14 protein-coding genes are annotated in these 17,344 nt (G+C 55.7%); 10 read left to right on the top strand and 4 right to left on the bottom strand.

Annotated features, from left to right (window positions below; genetic code table 11):
- The first annotated feature begins 47 nt into the window (after positions 1 to 47).
- The 8 genes from hmcF to AB7S84_RS08485 all read left to right on the top strand — a co-directional run bounded on the left by hmcF (position 48) and on the right by AB7S84_RS08485 (position 8,380).
- Positions 48 to 1,442 (top strand): sulfate respiration complex iron-sulfur protein HmcF, encoded by a 1,395-nt coding sequence (hmcF, locus tag AB7S84_RS08520; RefSeq protein ID WP_020876330.1) that lies wholly within the window; start codon positions 48 to 50, stop codon positions 1,440 to 1,442.
- A gap of 9 nt (positions 1,443 to 1,451) precedes the next feature.
- On the top strand, positions 1,452 to 1,991 hold the full coding sequence (locus tag AB7S84_RS08515; RefSeq protein ID WP_020876329.1) for a hypothetical protein: 540 nt from the start codon (positions 1,452 to 1,454) through the stop codon (positions 1,989 to 1,991).
- 3 nt (positions 1,992 to 1,994) lie between these two features.
- The gene (locus tag AB7S84_RS08510; RefSeq protein ID WP_020876328.1) at positions 1,995 to 2,918 is read left to right on the top strand and encodes a universal stress protein; all 924 of its coding nucleotides are present in this window, start codon (positions 1,995 to 1,997) and stop codon (positions 2,916 to 2,918) included.
- Positions 2,919 to 2,961: 43 nt separating this feature from the next.
- Positions 2,962 to 3,366: a response regulator gene (locus AB7S84_RS08505; protein ID WP_020876327.1), complete on the top strand. Its 405-nt coding sequence runs from the start codon at positions 2,962 to 2,964 to the stop codon at positions 3,364 to 3,366.
- An 88-nt stretch (positions 3,367 to 3,454) separates the two neighbouring features.
- Positions 3,455 to 4,954 (top strand): ATP-binding response regulator, encoded by a 1,500-nt coding sequence (locus tag AB7S84_RS08500; RefSeq protein WP_020876326.1) that lies wholly within the window; start codon positions 3,455 to 3,457, stop codon positions 4,952 to 4,954.
- 3 nt (positions 4,955 to 4,957) lie between these two features.
- The gene (locus tag AB7S84_RS08495) at positions 4,958 to 6,511 is read left to right on the top strand and encodes a PAS domain-containing sensor histidine kinase (protein ID WP_428153905.1); all 1,554 of its coding nucleotides are present in this window, start codon (positions 4,958 to 4,960) and stop codon (positions 6,509 to 6,511) included.
- Positions 6,498 to 7,643: a sensor histidine kinase gene (locus tag AB7S84_RS08490; RefSeq protein WP_428153903.1), complete on the top strand. Its 1,146-nt coding sequence runs from the start codon at positions 6,498 to 6,500 to the stop codon at positions 7,641 to 7,643. The genes AB7S84_RS08495 and AB7S84_RS08490 overlap by 14 nt, the downstream gene beginning before the upstream one ends.
- An 80-nt stretch (positions 7,644 to 7,723) precedes the next feature.
- Complete coding sequence (locus AB7S84_RS08485; RefSeq protein WP_020876323.1) at positions 7,724 to 8,380, top strand: response regulator; 657 nt, start codon at positions 7,724 to 7,726, stop codon at positions 8,378 to 8,380.
- A 39-nt stretch (positions 8,381 to 8,419) separates the two neighbouring features.
- On the opposite strand, the gene AB7S84_RS08480 is transcribed toward AB7S84_RS08485, so the two are convergent.
- On the bottom strand, positions 8,420 to 9,772 hold the full coding sequence (locus tag AB7S84_RS08480; protein WP_020876322.1) for a GAF domain-containing sensor histidine kinase: 1,353 nt from the start codon (positions 9,770 to 9,772) through the stop codon (positions 8,420 to 8,422).
- Positions 9,773 to 10,056: 284 nt separating this feature from the next.
- Positions 10,057 to 10,527, bottom strand: a complete 471-nt coding sequence (locus AB7S84_RS08475) for an MFS transporter (protein ID WP_020876321.1) — start codon at positions 10,525 to 10,527, stop codon at positions 10,057 to 10,059.
- A gap of 283 nt (positions 10,528 to 10,810) precedes the next feature.
- Here AB7S84_RS08475 and hisF point away from each other — a divergent pair, with 283 nt between their 5' ends.
- Positions 10,811 to 12,382 (top strand): imidazole glycerol phosphate synthase subunit HisF, encoded by a 1,572-nt coding sequence (gene hisF / locus AB7S84_RS08470; protein WP_428153900.1) that lies wholly within the window; start codon positions 10,811 to 10,813, stop codon positions 12,380 to 12,382.
- Between the two features lie 18 nt (positions 12,383 to 12,400).
- On the opposite strand, the gene AB7S84_RS08465 is transcribed toward hisF, so the two are convergent.
- Complete coding sequence (locus AB7S84_RS08465) at positions 12,401 to 14,047, bottom strand: DEAD/DEAH box helicase (RefSeq protein WP_428153898.1); 1,647 nt, start codon at positions 14,045 to 14,047, stop codon at positions 12,401 to 12,403.
- A gap of 440 nt (positions 14,048 to 14,487) precedes the next feature.
- Here AB7S84_RS08465 and AB7S84_RS08460 point away from each other — a divergent pair, with 440 nt between their 5' ends.
- On the top strand, positions 14,488 to 15,546 hold the full coding sequence (locus AB7S84_RS08460) for a 4Fe-4S dicluster-binding protein (RefSeq protein WP_428153896.1): 1,059 nt from the start codon (positions 14,488 to 14,490) through the stop codon (positions 15,544 to 15,546).
- Here AB7S84_RS08460 and AB7S84_RS08455 read toward each other — a convergent pair.
- On the bottom strand, positions 15,543 to 17,344 hold a 1,802-nt coding region (locus AB7S84_RS08455), incomplete at its 5' end, for an AsmA family protein (RefSeq protein ID WP_428153894.1). The genes AB7S84_RS08460 and AB7S84_RS08455 overlap by 4 nt on opposite strands.

Here is a 17,344-nt window from a genome sequence, read left to right as displayed (position 1 = left end):
GACCGGCTCCGCCTGCAACGGATAATAGAGATAACGAGGTATCCATCATGGCATTAGGCAAGCTCTGCAACAGAGAACCCGTCAATACCCTGGAGCAACTTCAAGAGCTCCTGAACGACAAGGGCGGCAAACAATATTATGAAGAAATGAGCGATCTTGACGTCGATCAGGCGCTCTTGTGGAATACCATCCAGAAAACCATCAAGGCCAAATCCAGGATCAAAACCTGGCTCGAGATCTGTGCCCACTGCGGCATGTGCGCCGACAGCTGTTTTCTCTATCTGGCCAACAACAAGGATCCCGAACAGGTGCCTTCCTACAAGATCCAGTCGACGCTGGGGGAGATCGTCAAACGGAAAGGCAAGGTCGACAACGCCTTCATGCAGAAGGTCATGGACACCGCATGGTCCAAATGCACCTGTTGCAACCGATGCGGCCTTTACTGTCCCTTCGGTATCGACATGGGCGTCATGTTCAGCTATCTCAGGGGATTGTGTTTCCAGCAGGGATTCATTCCCTGGGAGATGAAGATCGGTTCCGGAATGCATCGGGTCTTTCGTGCCCAGATGGATGTCACCACTGAGGACTGGGTTGAAACCTGCGAGTGGATGGCCGAGGAGTGGGAAGAGGATTGGCCCGGCCTGGAGATCCCTGTCGACAAGGAGAACGCGGACATCCTCTACACCGTAAACGCCCGGGAGCCTAAACACTATCCCGAGGATCTGGCGGAGGCGGCGGTGCTCTTCCATCTGGCCGGTGAGAACTGGACCGTTCCCAGTGAAGGTTGGGAGGAGACCAGTCTTGCCATGTTCGCCGGGGACTGGGAGGGGTGCAAGCTGCAAGTTCAGTCGGTATATGATGCCATGAAGCGTCTGAACCCCAAACGGATGGTTGTCACCGAGTGCGGTCACGCCTACCGCGCCACCGTCATCGAAGGCCCTTACTGGGCCGGTCTGAAGGACGGCCAAACCCCCATTCCCAGCCTTCATTATGTCGAGTGGGTGGCCGAAGCCCTGAGGACCGGAAAGCTCAAGATCGATCCGGCCAAGCGGATCAAGGAGCCGGTAACCTATCAGGATTCCTGCAATTATATCCGTAACGCCGGTCTGGCCGACTGCGCGCGTGAAATCATGAGCTATATTGCCGAGGATTTTCGCGAAATGACCCCCAACCGCGAGCATAATTTCTGCTGCGGCGGCGGCGGCGGTTTCAACGGCATCGGGCGATACCGGAAGGAGCGGAACATCGGACTGAAGGTCAAATGTGATCAGATCCTGGCCACCGGCGCAAAACTGGTCATCTCACCGTGCCATAACTGCTGGGATGCCATCCGTGATCTGGAAGAGGTTTTTGAGGTCGGCATCCGGTGGAGCTTCCTCAAGCCGCTTCTGTTGAAAATGGTCATCGTTCCGGATCATCTGAAGCCGTCTGAGGAGGAATAATCTCGAATCATGAATCAGGTCACGCTGAAGGCCGACGGTACCCTGGCGGAAGGGGGTAAAGCGGCGGAGGCCGACCCCCTGTTGTATCTGGGGTGCCAGGTGGTCCTCGAGGAAGCCTGCACCCTCAGAAGTGTTTTTCGGATGCTGGAGCGATACCCGGCCTATCAGAAACTGAACGCCTTCTGGCCCTCTTATCTGGCACAGTTTCACAACAGTCCGGATTCAGGATGCCTTTACGACGGATTCAGATTTTTGGAATTTTCAAAGAACGTCGAGATGATCGGATTTCCGGGAAAGCCCCGTGTGGAAATCTACAACTCCTTTTACGGCGTTGGAGATGGCGGGGAGGCGGTGATGCTCAGGTCCGTCCCTCTGGAAAATTTGCTGGACATGCCGGTCAAGCTGGGCCGTCTGAAACATATCGTATTCGGTGATCGGGTTGATGTGCTGGCATTTGACACGGTTTTCAATCTCTTTGAATTGATCGACGGGATTCTATGGGAACTTGGCTTTCAGGGGACGCTGATGGCCTGTGAATTGAGGAGGTAAACAATGTTCAAGAAGATATTATTTGCAACGACGGCCACGCCGGCTTGCGACAATGCAGCCCATGTCGCCTTTGATCTGGCCAGGAAATATCAGTCGGAACTGACGGTCCTGCATGTTTTCGGCCGCCCGTCACGAGGATTCAGCGCCACGGTCACCGACAGCAGAAGCGGTGAGGAAGACTATGTGGATGCCGATTACGTGGAATGGGTCAAGGATGAGATGAAGACCTATTATGCCGAACAGAGCAAGGCATCCGGTGTGGAACCGACGATGTTGCCGGTGGTGGGCATCCCCCACACCGAGATCCTGCGCTACCTTCGCAAATCGGACGTCGATCTGTTGATTATGGGTGCCCACTCCCGACAGGAGGATCCCGGCGCCACCCGCTATCGGAGTGTTGTGGGCAGCACAATGCAGCGGGTCGCCAAGGCCGCCCGATGTCCGGTTTTAATCGTGAGCCGCCCGTGCACTACCTGCCTCTGGTATTTTTCCAATATCATTTTCGGAACGGATTTTACGAAGGCATCGGATTCCGCTTTTAAATTCGCTTTTAAACTCTGTAAGGAAATCGGGGCAAAGCTCTATATGTTTCATGCCCTGGATCTCAGCAGCGTTCAGTCGGGAACCGTCCTCGAACAGTCGGAGATCGAGGCGATGATCAAGGCGGCCCAAAGAAAGATGGAACTCAAATATGTCTCCCAGATGGGCGATTACGACAACTATGAGATTGAAATATGGGAAGGGATCCCCTATGTCGAAATCCTGAAGTATGCCCGGGAGAAAAACGGCGATCTCATTGTCATGGCTCACCACACGAGAGAGATCGATCCCGAGCAGGCGCTCCTGGGAAGCACGGTAGAGCAGGTGGTCCTCAGGGCATCCTGCCCGGTGGCGAGCGTGAACCGTCCAGACAAGGTGTCGGATTAGTCGATTTCCAAATGGGGAGATCGGGTTTTCATACGGGGTTTCCATGAAGAAGAAAAAGGTTCTGGTTGTAGACGATGAACTGGACATGAGGATCTATATTTCAACGGTCTTCGAGACGAGTGGGTATGAAGCGGTCACGGCGAGAGACGGAAAAGACGGTCTGGCCAAAGCCAGAAAGTTGCTCCCGGACCTGATCATTCTGGATATCATGATGCCGGGGGAAGGGGGCGTCCTCATGTACCGGCATCTGAAATCCGACGATGTCTTGAAAGATATCCCCGTTCTGATGCTCTCCGGGGTCGGGAAACAGACCTTTTTTCATTACCTGAAGATGATGAATATTCAGCCGGACGACGCCATCCCCGAACCTGAAGCCTATGTCGAAAAGCCGCCCAAGCCGAATGAATTGCTGGAGATTGCGGAATCCTTGCTTCGGCCGGCGGCTTGAGACGTTCTTTCCCGTCATTATCCATTCGTTGCTTCCATGTCGTCCAAAGCGTCCCCCTTGGCGTTAACTTCTTACCAGGTGGTTCCATATGGACAAACGACTCTTGCTGGTAGATGACGAAGACGATATCCGGGAAATCCTTTCCATTTATCTTGCCGATCTGGGGTATGCCGTCGATGCGGTCGCCGACGGCGTCGAAGCCCTCGAAGTGTATCGCCGAGAGCGACCGCCTCTCGTCATTACCGATATCAAGATGCCCGGCATCGACGGCATCGATCTCCTGAGGGAGATCAAGCAGATGGATTCGGACACGGAAGTTATTATGATCACCGGCCACGGCGATCTTGATCTGGCCATCAAGAGCTTGAAGCACGAGGCCACCGATTTCATCACCAAGCCCATCAACCATGACATCCTCGATCTGGCGGTCAACCGTGCCTGGGAAAAGATCACCATGCGCCGGCAAATCCGCGAACACACCGAAAATATCCATCGTCTGGTTCAGGAAGAGCTGCGCGTCACCCGCCATAAGTACCATCAGCTTTTCGAAGCGGCACCCTGTTATATCACCGTTCAGGATCGACACCTCAAGATTACCGAAAGCAATCGGCTTTTCAAGTCCCACTTCGGCGACGCCGCCGGTCTGAGTTGCTATGCCGCCTACAAACACCGACAGGAGCCATGTCCGGAATGCCCGGTGTTGATGACGTTCGATGACGGAGAGTCCCACCGGACCGAGACGGTCGTAACAGCGAAGGACGGCCGCCAATACAATGTGCTGATTACCACGGCGCCCCTTCGGGATGCCGCCGGTCGGATCACCCATGTCATGGAGATGTCCATCGATATCACCCAGATTCGGCAGCTCCAGGATCAGCTCACCAATCTGGGACTGTTGATCAGCTCGGTTTCCCACGGGGTCAAGGGCTTGCTGACCGGCATGGACGGCGGCATCTATATGCTGCGGTCCGGGATCAGGAAGGAGGACATCGCGTTGATGGAAGAGGGGATGGAGATTGTGAGGCAGATGGGGATGCGACTCCGCAAGCAGGTGCTCGACATCCTCTATTACGCCAAAACCCGAGAGCTTCAGACCGAGAAGGTCGAGGTGCAGGCCTTTGCCGAAAGCGTCGCCAATACCGTCGTTCCCAAGGCCGAAGCCGCCGGCGTCGCGTTCGTTCGGATGTTCGATCCTTCGCCGGGCGTCATGGAAATCGATCCGGACGTGGCGACGGCCGCCCTGGTCAACATCCTTGAAAACGCCATCGACGCCTGCAGCGAGAAGATGGACAAGGCTGCCCACCAGGTCGTGTTCACTGTCAAGGGTGAACCTGATGCAGTGCTTTTTGAGGTCCAGGACGACGGCATCGGCATGGACCGTGAAACCCGTGAGAAGATGTTTACCCTGTTTTTTTCCAGCAAGGGAAACAAGGGCACCGGTCTGGGACTCTTCATCGCCCACAAAATGGTCGATCAGCACGGGGGAGATATTACCGTGGACTCCACGCCGGGGAAGGGGAGCCGGTTTCGAATACGACTGCCGAGGATGCAACCCGGGAAGAATGCGCGACCGTTGAACGGGGGATGAACCATGCAGGTTAATCTGCCTATTCTTTTGCTTTTACTGTGTGTCGGAACGCTGGTTTGCTTCCTGATGCTCAAATTGGTTCGACAGCGTCGGGAGTACCGTATCCTGTTTGAAAGCGTACCCTGCACGATCTCCATTCAGAACAAGAACTTCGAAATTATTCGATACAACCGTGAATTTGCCGACACCTTCGACATCAGCCAGGGGAAATACTGCTACACGGTCTATAAGGGCCTCCGTGAGCGGTGTGTGTCCTGCCCCGTTTCCAGGACCTTCAATGACGGCAAATCGCATTACAGCGAGGAGGAGCGGACCAACAAGGATGGATCGAAGAAGTTCTGGATCGTCAAGACCGCACCCATCCGCAACACCAAGGGCGAGATAACGGCCGCCATCGAGATGTGTCTGGATGTGACCCATCGAAAGGAACTCGAAGAGGAGCTTTCCCGATCCGAAAAGAAGTATTACGCTATTTTTAACAACATTCCCAATCCGGTATTTGTTCTGGATCCCGATTCTCATCGAATTCTGGATTGCAACCGGAGTGTCGAGGCGGTTTACGGCTATGCGCAATCCGAGGTTATCAGCCGTTCCTTTCTCGACTTTTTCGTTGAAGAGGACAAATCTCATTACGAGTTCAATCTCAACAAAGCCAGCGAGATTAATCAGGTCAAGCAGGTGACCAAAGACGGAGCGATTCGCTTTGTCAACATCCGGATTTCGCCTACCGAATTTCTGGGGCAGCACGTGCTTCTCGTGACCGCAGGCGATATCACCAAGCGACTCGAGGCCGAGCAGCAGCTTTCCCAGGCCAGTAAGCTTGCGACATTGGGCGAGATGGCAACCGGCGTCGCCCATGAATTGAACCAGCCCCTTACCGTCATCAAAATGGCCAGTACCTTTTTTATGAAAAAGATCAGCCAGAACGAGGCGATACCGGCGGAGATTTTGCGCAATATGTCCGAGAAGATCAGTAACAACATCGATCGGGCGAATCGGATCATCAATCACATGCGGGATTTCGCCAGAAAATCGGATATGCGGCTGGACAAGGTCCAGGTCAACGATGTCCTGGGAAAAGCCTTTGAAATCTTCAGCCAGCAATTCAAGTTGAGGCAGATCGCGGTGACCTGGGAGCTACAAAAGAATCTTCCCGTCATCATGGCCGATGCGGGCCGGCTGGAACAGGTTTTCATCAATCTTCTGGTCAATGCCCGCGACAGCATCGAGAAAAGATGGGCCAAGTCAGACCCGAATGCCGTTTCCGAAAAGCGGATTTTTTTGAAGACGGCCCTGAAAGGCAAAAAGGTGGTCGTTGAGGTGGAAGACACCGGTACGGGGATTCCCAAAGGCATTCAGAACAAGATCTTCGAGCCCTTCTTCACAACGAAGGAGGTGGGAAAGGGAACAGGTCTTGGGCTTTCCATCAGCTACGGTATCGTCAAGGATTTTCACGGCGAGATCCGGTTGTGCGACCCTTTTCACGGCGGTGCGTGTTTCCATTTGGAATTTCCCATCCATCAACTGACACAAGATGTGGAACATGGAAAAAAATAAAATATTGCTGGTCGATGACGAAGAAGATATCCGGGATATTCTGGGGATCGTGCTTACGGATATGGGATATCGGATCTATTCCGCAAAAGATGGTGAAGAAGCCCTGCGGATATTCGATCGGGAACTCCCGTCGATAGTGCTGACCGACATCAAGATGCCGGGAATGGACGGCATCGAACTCCTGAGGGAAATCAAGCGTCGGGCACCCGAGACGGAAGTGATCATGATCACCGGTCACGGGGACATGGAATTGGCGGTTAAAAGCTTGAAATACGAGGCAACGGATTTCATCACCAAACCCATCAACGACGATATTCTGGAAATTGCCCTCAGGCGGGCCAACGAACGCATCGTCATGAAGAAACAGCTCACGATGTACACCGAAAACCTGGAGCGGTTGGTGGAGGAAAAGACCCGAAAGCTGGTGGAGACCGAGCGTCTGGCGGCCATCGGCCAGACGGCGGCCGGATTGGCCCATGCCATCAAGAATATCACCGGGGCGCTGGCCGGCGGCGTTTTCGTGCTGGACAAGGGGTTCGAACTGGGGAACCGTCAATACATCCGGAAGGGATGGAAAATCGTCAAGAAAAATGTTAAAAAAATCAATAATGTCGCTGTTGAGTTGCTGAATTTTGCCAGTGAAAGAAACCCCAGCTACCAGCATTGCGATCCCAATGGACCGGCGCGGGAGATTTACGAACTGATCAAGCCCCAGGCGAGGGAATACGGCATCACCTTTCATCTGAAGGTGGATGAAGACCTCCCCTATGTCTGGTTCGATCCCGATGGAATCCACCGGGCCCTCCTGAATCTCGTCACCAATGCCATGTATGCGTGCATGGACATTCGATGTACGCTCAAGAAAAAGGAGATCACGCTTCGTACCTTGCGGTCTCCCGGCTGGGCCGTCGAATATCAGGTGGAAGACACCGGCTGCGGGATGGAGGAGGAGATAAGGGGCAGGATTTTCCGGAATTTTTTCAGCACTAAAGGTTATGACGGAACCGGTCTGGGTCTCATGATCACCAAGAAAATCATCGATGAGCACGGCGGAACCATCGAGGTCCGTTCCCAAAAAGAGGTTGGAACGATCTTCTCGATCCGGCTGCCGCAAACGCGTCGAATGGATTGAGCGGAGGATATCATGATCCGGAAGCCCGCGGTTTCAGGTTTAGGCGACGGGTCGATCAACATGGAGAGAGAGCGTTAGTTATGGAACAAGCCTACAGCATCGTTATTGTCGAGGATCATCGTATTCTTCGGGAAGGACTCCGTTCCCTTCTTTCTCAAAATCCGGATTTCAACATCGTCGGAGAGGCGGAAAACGGACTTGATGCGATCCGACGCGTCCGGGAACTCATGCCGGATTTGGTCCTGATCGACCTTTCCATGCCCAAGATGGACGGCCTTGACGCCATTCGCGAGATCAAGGGGGAGTTTCCCGACATCAAGTTGCTGGTGCTCACCGTACACAAGGCCGAGGAGTATGTGTTCGCTGCCCTAAAGGCCGGGGCGAACGGCTACCTGCTGAAGGACAGCACCTATACGGAACTCCGGTTGGCCATCGAAAACGTGTTGGCCGGGCGGACCTATCTCAGCCCGGGTGTTTCGGAGAAGTTGGTGGCCTCCTACCTGGAAGGCAAGAAACCGCCTCAGAGCGAGTCCTCTCTGGATGCCCTCACCCAGAGGGAGCGACAAATCCTCAAGATGATCGCCGAGGGCCACAAAAACCGAAAGATCGCGGAATATCTCTGCATCAGCGTCAAGACTGTCGAAAAGCACCGTTCCAACCTTATGAAAAAGCTGGATCTCCACAATGCTTCGGAACTCACCGCATACGCTATCGAAAACGACCTCATTACCCAATGAGGGACTCCTGAAGCTGATGCCGGGCCTCTGCGAAGCACGTCAATAAGACCTTACGCATGAGTAACCCCATCGGGCTTCCACCCGGGTGCCCTTGCCCGGAGACGACGTGATGCGGAACGACCCTCCCGAGAGTTCGGCGCGTTCTTTCATTCCGGTCAGACCAAAAGCCAGAGCCGAAGATCCCGAGGTCATGAACCGGTCCACGCTGAATCCGCGTCCGTTGTCCTCAATCCGTAATTCAAGAGCATTGTCCTTTTTCCCCAGGTAGATCGACACTGCTCCGGCGTCGGCATATTTGGCGATATTGTTCATGGCTTCCTGAACAATCCTGAAGATGATGATCTTGAGGGTTTCGGGTACCTGATCCTCCTCGATCTCAATGGTTTTCGTCAGGCGGATATGGGAGTAGACGGAAGTGAACTGCCTGCAGAACCATCCGATGGTGGCCAGAATGCCCAGATCGTCGAGAATGGAGGGGCGCAGGTTCATGATGATGTTGCGGATTTCTTCCGAACTTTCCTGCAGAAGGGGCACCAGCGCATCCAGACTTTTGATCGCCTGGCGGGCCACTTTGCCGTCGAGCTGTTGGATAACGGTCTCTACCATGAACTTGACGGCGGAAAGGCATTGACCGATGCCGTCGTGGAGATCCGCGGCGATGCGTTTCCGCTCCGCTTCCTGAGCGTTCAGGAGACGGCTGGAAAGAACTTCCAGGTCCCGGGTCCGCTCTCTGACGCGCCGTTCCAGTTTGTCCCGGGCCTCGCGAAGAGCAACCTCCTTTCGCTTACGGTCCCTTTCCACATCAATGCTGTGAAGGGCGTAGGCGATGTCGTCCGCCACATCCTTGAAGAGTTCGTGCTCCTCAGGATCCTGACTGTAGGCAATTGGAACGGAGACTGTGAGAATACCGTATATGCGGCCGTCATGTTCGAGCCGGGCCGAGATGGACCCCCTTCCGTCATACATATAGGATACCGGGCAGTTGAGGCATTCCCGGCACGGATTCGTGGTGACCAGAAACCGGTCTTCACTCAGCACCATGTGACAGCATCGCGGCATGCGGTCGTTCTCGATTTTTTGGAGGATTTTCTGGAAATCCGCGCCCAGGCCCGCTTCCGAACCCGTGGTAACGCGCCCGTGTTCATCCACCAGGACGATCCAGGCATTGTGGAAGCTCCGCTTTTCGATAAGACTCGAGCAGATGCCCTGGATCAGCGATTGAGGGTCCTTTTCCTTGATGATGAGTCGGCTGACATCGCGGATGGAGCTCAACACCGCATTGAGGTGGCTGATCTTGTCCTTTTCTTCGCGGCGCTGGGCGATCCGGTTTTTCAGCCCCTCGACCCGGGTCGCCAGTTCTAAGCATTCGTTGTAGATTGACGTGTCATTCATGGTATGATCGACTATTCGGGAATAGGGTTGTTCTCAATAAACTACTGTATAGTGTTTAAATTGAAAATACAACGCGCATTTTCAGCAGATAGGCGACGTCAAGGGCGTTAAGTTCGGTGTCTGTCCGTCGTTGACGGCGGGCATGGCATTTTCAGGAATGTCGGCCGGAAAGAAGGGTGTAAGCGGTTGGGATCCTGGGATCTACTGCAGGCAGTTCGAATCTACAGTCATTGAGGTTCTTCAGTACGGCAATGACGGCAGGGCGACCTGAGAAGCCGGACGGATCAGGGGGTCGGCTCCACCCGAATGGCGTACCGGCGGCCCCCCATGCGGAGAATGTAGGCATTGTCTTCCCCCTCGAGCATACGCGAGAGTTTGAGAAGGCCCCGTTCGCTGAATTTTATCCGTTCATCTTCCCGCATGATATAAAGCTGGTCGGCTTTGATAAAAAGTGTTTCCGGGGAAAGGGGCAGGGTTTCGCCGGTGTTGAGGTGGAGACGGATCGGGTCGGCATCTTCGACGTCGACGACGAAGAGGGGTGTGTCTTCATAAGAAAAATAGACTTTCTCAATATAGTCGCCGTTGACCTGGGTCAGAAAGTAGCCGGCATCGTCCTTCCGGATGGATCGGTTGAAGTGATCGATGATGCTCTTCTTCTGAAAGGGTCCCTGGGCGTTGTGCCAGCATCCCCTGGCGTCCATTCGGAACACGGCCTTTTCCTTGGGGATGACGATTTCCTTAAGCACTTCCGGCATGGCGTCTCCTTCCTTTGATCCCGCATCCTGACGATGTCCTTCGTTTCCTTACACCAAAAGTCACTGGGGATCAACCGGCGAATTTTTCCATATCACCGCATCACCGCCTGCGGGAGAAAGGGGCGCACCCAAACTCCGTTTGACTCCTCCAGGCGAATTGTGTAAGCATTTCCTGCTCGATTTTCGACTTTCACAGGCCGTATCTTTCCGGTCACCATCATGAAAGTCGAAAGTTGAATTTCCTGCTTTCAGAGACGACAAATGCAAGGGACGGAACAGAACGATGATTACTTTACTGGATTACGGCGCGGGTAATGTGCGAAGCGTAATCAACGCCGTCGAGAGCCTGGGCGAGACGATCCGGATCGCCTCCAGCGGGGAGGATATCCTGGCTGCGGAGCGGCTTATTTTTCCAGGTGTAGGGGCGTTCGGCAACATGATGCGCATCCTGAACGAAAAGGGATTTGCGGCGCCGTTGAAGGCCTATCTTGCGGCGGATCGCCCCTTTCTGGGTATCTGTCTGGGGCTTCAGGCGCTCTTCGACGGGAGCGCGGAGGCGCCCGGCGTGACGGGACTGGGGTTTCTGCCGGGAACCGTGAAACGGTTCGAAACCGATCTGTCGGTACCCCACATCGGGTGGAACGGCCTCAACGCCAGGAAGCCTTCCCGGATCTTGAACGGGCTTTCGGGCCGTGAAAAGGTCTACTTCGTTCACTCCTACCATGTGGCGACGGACGATGCCTCCGCCGTCCTGACGACCACCGATTATGGGTATCCCTTCGTCAGCGCCGTCCAGAAGGGGAACGTCATCGCCACCCAGTTCCATCCGGAAAAGAGCGGAGAGACCGGCCTTCGGATCCTCGAGAACTTTATCCGTCCCGACGTCGCCCCGTATCTGCCTATCGGGATGTCCGGGACGACCCGCCTGGCCAAGCGGATCATCGCCTGCCTGGACGTCCGGTCCAACGACCAGGGCGAACTGGTGGTCACCAAGGGCGATCAGTACGATGTCCGGGAGGACGGAGAGGTGAGGAACCTGGGCAATCCGGCGGCGTTGGCCGGCCGCTACTACCGGGATGGCGCCGATGAGATCACCTTTCTCAACATCACCGGTTTCAGGGATTTTCCTCTGGAAGACATGCCCATGATCGAAGTGCTCAAGCAGACCTCCCGTCATGTCTTCGTTCCCCTGACCATCGGCGGCGGCATCCGGGACTATACCGACAAGAACGGCAGACGCTACACGGCCCTGGAGGTGGCGGCCGAGTATTTTCGATCCGGCGCCGACAAGGTTTCCATCGGCAGCGACGCGGTCTATATCGTCGAGGAATACCTGAGAACCGGACGGCGGACCGGGGAAAGCACCATCGAAGCCATCGCCCGGGTTTACGGCAACCAGGCGGTGGTCATCTCCGTGGATCCCCGCCGTGTTTACGTTGCTTCTCCCGGCGACACCCCGCACCCCGTTATCGAGACCGATTTTTCAGGACCGAATGGCGAAGGTTACTGCTGGTACCAGTGTACCGTCAAAGGCGGGCGGGAGGGGCGAGACGTGGATGCCGTGACCCTGGCCCGGGTCTGTGAAACCCTGGGGGCGGGGGAGATCCTCCTCAACTGTATCGACCGGGACGGCACCAACGCGGGCTTCGACATCGAGCTGATCAATGCGGTCAAGGGTGCTGTGACCATTCCCGTCATCGCCTCGAGCGGGGCTGGATGCGTTGCGCATTTCCACGAGGTGTTCACCCGGACGCAGGTGGAGTCGGCGCTTGCCGCGGGTATCTTCCACCGGGAGGAAGTTCTCATCGGTGAGCTCAAACGCTACCTGAGGGGCAAGGTCGAGATTCGGCTGTAGGTGAGGGGCGAAAAACGGTCAGGAAGCCTTTGGCTCCCTTACGGCATCCCGAACCTGGATCCTGCGACCGTCCAGAACGACGTTTTCAAAGGCATCCCGGATTTTTTTCGCAGCGCTCCGCTCCACTTCAAAGAACGAAAACTCGCGTTTCAGATCGACGGCGCCGATCATATTTATGCCGATCCCGGTTTTCGAAGCGATGAGACGCGCGACGGCCTTTGCGTTGATCTTGTCCAGACGGCCGATATTGATGAAGAACCGTCGCGTTTTTCTGAGCGTCGTTCGGTTTTTCGGAGCAGGGGTTTTTGATCCGGCGGTCTTTCCGGCACCCAAACCCTTGACGTTCACATGGATATCCTCTGCCGTCCGGTAGTAGGCGTTGAACCGGTCGAACTCCGCGAACAGGAATCGCTTGATCAACTCTTCCTTGTCAAAGGGTGCCAGTGCGGTCAATATGGCGGGCAGATGGGCATCGATGTCCGTTTCGTCCACCTCCGTTCGGACGATTTTTTCAATCAGCCCCAACAGCCGTTTTTCGCAGATCGCTCGGCCGTCCGGCATTTTCGAAAAGGTGAACCGGATATTCCGCCGGGCCTCCAGCTCGCGAATTCTGCGTATTTCCCTGGTGTTGACAAGAGCGATGGATTCCCCGGCCTTTCCCGCACGGGCGGTTCTCCCACTGCGATGGGTGTAGATTTCCATCTCATCCGGCAGGCGGTAGTGAATGATATGGCTGATCTCCTCCACGTCCAGCCCCCGGGCCGCCACATCCGTTGCAACAAGAATCCGAACCGCACCCTGCCGAAATTTTCTCATGACGCCGTCGCGCTGGGATTGGGACAAATCGCCGTGAAGCGTGTCGGCCGGATGTCCGTCCTGTATGAGTGCATCGGCTACGGCCTGGGTCTCCATTCGGGTCCGACAGAAAACGAGGGCGAAGATGTCCGGGTTGAAGTCGATGATTCGCTTGAGGCCCTCATACCGGTGCCGTTCATGGATGACATAACAGGTATGGCGAAGGCCCTTCGGGCTCTGTTTCCGGCCGCCGACCCGCACCTCCGTCGGATTGGTCAGGTATGTTCGCGCGATGGCGGCGACGCCGTCTGCCATGGTAGCGGAAAAGAGCCAGATATTTCGATCCCCGGGCATCTGCTTGAGGATACGGTCGATATCCTCTTTGAAGCCCATGTTGAGCATTTCATCGGCTTCATCGAGAACCGCGCAGGAGACGTGGGACAGGGACAAGGCTTTGCGGTCGAGGAGATCCATGAGTCGCCCCGGTGTCGCTACGATGATCTGGGGGCCTTTTCTGAGCAGCCGAATCTGGTTGGAGACGGCGGCTCCGCCGTAAACGGCGATGATACGGATTTCCCTCAGATGCCGTGCATAATGTTTCAGATCTTCCGTAATCTGCAGACACAGTTCTCTTGTCGGACAGATCACAATGCCTTGGGGTCGGGTATCGGCGGGATGGATTCGTTGAATCAGCGGCAGTCCGAAGGCACCGGTTTTACCGGTACCCGTTTCAGCCAGCCCCACAAAGTCCTTTTCTCCTGACAGGAGTGCGGGTATCGCGCGTTGTTGTATCGCCGTAGGCATTGTAAACCCCATATCGGCGACGGCTTCGAGAAGTGCCGCATTCAGCCCTAATTCGCTAAAATTCATTTGATTGTTCTTTCTTGAAAATATGCGCCGGAAATTGACGCAAGCGGTGATTCCGGCTGCGTCATAAAAAAAGCCGTCCGGTGTGATCCGGACGGCATCTCGTTCACTGGTGTCGGCGCCGGTGTTTCCAGTGGTATGGTGCCGAAAATATATTGAGCGATCACCGGCTGTTTATCTGAATTGGATACTTATATCTTTTCCATTCCGATTTTTCAAGTGCTTAAAAATGGAATTTCGAATCTGTTGGCATTTCCATGATTTTTCTGTTAATTTTGTTTCTTTTATTACGCGACTTTCGACTTTCACAGGCCGTATCTATCCGGTCACCATCTTGAAAGTCGGCACAAGCCTGTGAAAGTCGAAAGTCGCGTTTTTTATGTGTACTCAAACGGCATTGCAGGTGAGCATTTGGAATGCCGTTGAACAGGAGATATGACACCATGAGCGACGCGTTCACCCGATTGGCCCGGCATTTGGACAGCCTTCCGGCAGGTTTTCCGGCGACGGAATCCGGGGTTGAAATTCGAATTCTGAAACGACTGTTTTCGGAGGAGGAGGCGGAGATTGCCGCCCAGCTGATCATGATGCCGGAGCCGGTGGAAGGTATTGCGCGGCGAACCGGCAGGGATGAGACCCGGCTGGCCGACATGCTCGAGCGCATGTCCAGGAAAGGGTTGATTTTCCGGTCAACCAGGGACGGACGGAAATACTACATGGCCGCCCAGTTCGTGGTCGGCATCTGGGAGTATCACCTCAACGATCTCGATGAGAACCTGATCCGGGATGTCAACGAATACCTTCCGGTCCTCATGGAAAAACAATGGGTGAAGCAGGAGACGAAGCAGCTCAGGGTGGTTCCCATTGCCGGGAGCATCTCGGCCGGAATCTCCGTGATGCCCTATGAGGCGGCCGAAGAGATCATCGCACGCCAGTCCAGGATTGTGGTTTCGCCCTGCATCTGTCGGCGGGAGCACGAAATGCTGGGTAAAGGGTGCGGCAAGCCTATGGAGGTCTGTCTCTCGTTCGGATCGGCGGCTGCTTTCTACGAGGAAAACGGTTTGGGGCGGGCCATTTCCATAGAGGAGGCTTTGGCGGTTCTCAAGACCGGCTTGGCGGCCGGGTTGGTGCTGCAGCCGGGGAATGCCCAGAAGCCGGCCAACATCTGCATGTGTTGCGGATGTTGCTGCCAGGTGCTGAAAAACCTGAAAACCCTGGATAGTCCCGCCAAAGCGGTTCACACCAATTATTTTGCCGTGGTGGCGTCCGATAAGTGCGTTGCCTGCGAATCCTGCGTATCGGCATGCCAGATGGATGCGATCACGGTGAACGATACGGCGACGGTCAACCGCAACCGATGCATCGGATGCGGACTCTGTGTGCCGGCGTGTCCCGAGGCGGCCGTCTCGCTCTTGCAGAAGGACGCCGCGGAGCGGTATGTTCCCCCGCGGAATGTTTTCGAGACCTATATGAACATGGCGCGCCAGCGGGGCAAGATCTAACGATTCCGGAAAATATTCAGAATCGATTCGCCCGCATCCTCGATCTTTTCTTTCAGGGGCTCAACAGCCTTCAGTACCGAAGAGGGGCTTGCCGGTGAAGCCGTCATCCGAAGGCAGGGATTCTCCCTCATGTCCTCGCTCTCCAGAAGGGCTTCCATGGCCAGGATGGTTCCGGCCATGGCCGGACCGCTCAGCGCCTTGACCAGAAGCGTCGCGCCGGCGACGGGATCGATGCCGAGGGTCGGGCGGGCCAGGGTTCCGGTCAGCCTGAAGATACGGGTCAACTGCCCCATGGTGAACCGGATGACGTCGGTGCCCCGGGTGGGCTCCGTGCTGATCGAGAGGTCGAGCCGTTCCGTTTTGAGGTTGATGTCGCCGGTGCCGAAAACGGCCGTTTCAGGCGTCTTGATGACCAGCGGGGATACGTCGACGACACCGTTGGTGATGTCGAGCCGGCCGAAAAGGCACTGGATTTCCGCCCTGCCTCCCGAGGGGATGCCCAGCAGGGTGAAAATCTTATCGACGAGGGCGGCGGTGAAATCGAGGGAGATGAGCTGGAGATACTGTCGGCTGATAAAGCCCTTTTGAAGGGCGAAGACAATCTTGCCGTTCAAGCTTCCCATCACCTCGGCAATGGATGTTCCCCGCCCCCTCAGATTCACCTCCAGATTTCCCATGCCGGTGACGGCGTTTTGGATATCCAGGGCCTCAAACATCTTTCCAAGATTCAGTCGTTTGACCTGAAGTGTGCCTGACATGGTGGGTGTCCCGGCTGCTGTATTGATTTCCAGTGCCGCAGTGAGTGTGGATCCGCCTACCGTCGCAGAGAGCGGCTTCATTCCGAGACGTCCGTTCTCGAGTCGAATATTCCCGCCCAGGTTCGTGAAGGCGGCTTCTTTCGTGAGAAGGGCGGCCAGATGGAATTCGACGTCGGCATCCAGTTGCTTGAGCGTATAGAAAGGAAGCGGCACCGTCGAGAAAATCCGCTCTCCCGAGGATGGCTGTTTCGGGGCCGACGGCGATGTCCCGATCCCGGCAATGAAAGTGATGGGACGAAGATCGAGTTTGTTGGAGGAGATCGTCGCTGTCAGCCGGGGGCGCTTGTCCGAAAGCGTCAGTGTACCGGACAGATGCAGGTCGCTTTCTCCAAATACGGCATTCAGATCGGAGAAGCGGTAGGTCCGGATGTCCGCGATGTTCACATCGGCGTCAACGGCGATCGCACCCATGCCGGGAACGACGCCGGGCTCGCCCGAAACCGTTATGGCGAGGTCCCCTTCCGTCAATCCCATGACATCCCTGACCGTGCCCTGAACGCCAATGTTCCACCCCTGCGTCTTGGCGGTCAAATCCACCGGCCAGTCGAGGTCTGCATCGAGAAGACGCCTGAGCCCTCCCACGAAGCCGATGATTTCGAGGGGGTGATCATTGTAGGCCCCTGTCAGCATGATCTTCATCCGGTCGCCTTCATGGGTGCGCGACGCCGTCAAAACGGTCACCGCCATGGTATGAGATGTCGACGTCCGGCCGTCGCGATAGGCGATCCGGCCGTTTTGGATATCGATTTTATGGAGGCTGGGGAAGGGTAAGGATCCTGAGACGGATTTATCGCCGGCGACCTTATCCGCTTGGACCGGACCGAGGTTGAGAACCCCGTCGCCATCGGTTTCCAGAAGGATATCCGGGTCGACCAGCAGAAGCCGGGAGACCTCGATCTTACGCCTGAGCAGGGGGATCAGAGAGACCTCGATCTCGAGCCTTTCGATGACGGCCAGGTCGGGCCGCGATCCCCATTCCG

The organism is Desulfococcus sp., assembly GCF_050178255.1.
GTDB classification, from domain to species: Bacteria; Desulfobacterota; Desulfobacteria; order Desulfobacterales; family Desulfococcaceae; genus Desulfococcus; species Desulfococcus multivorans.
This window is presented reverse-complemented; position numbering and strand designations above follow the sequence as displayed.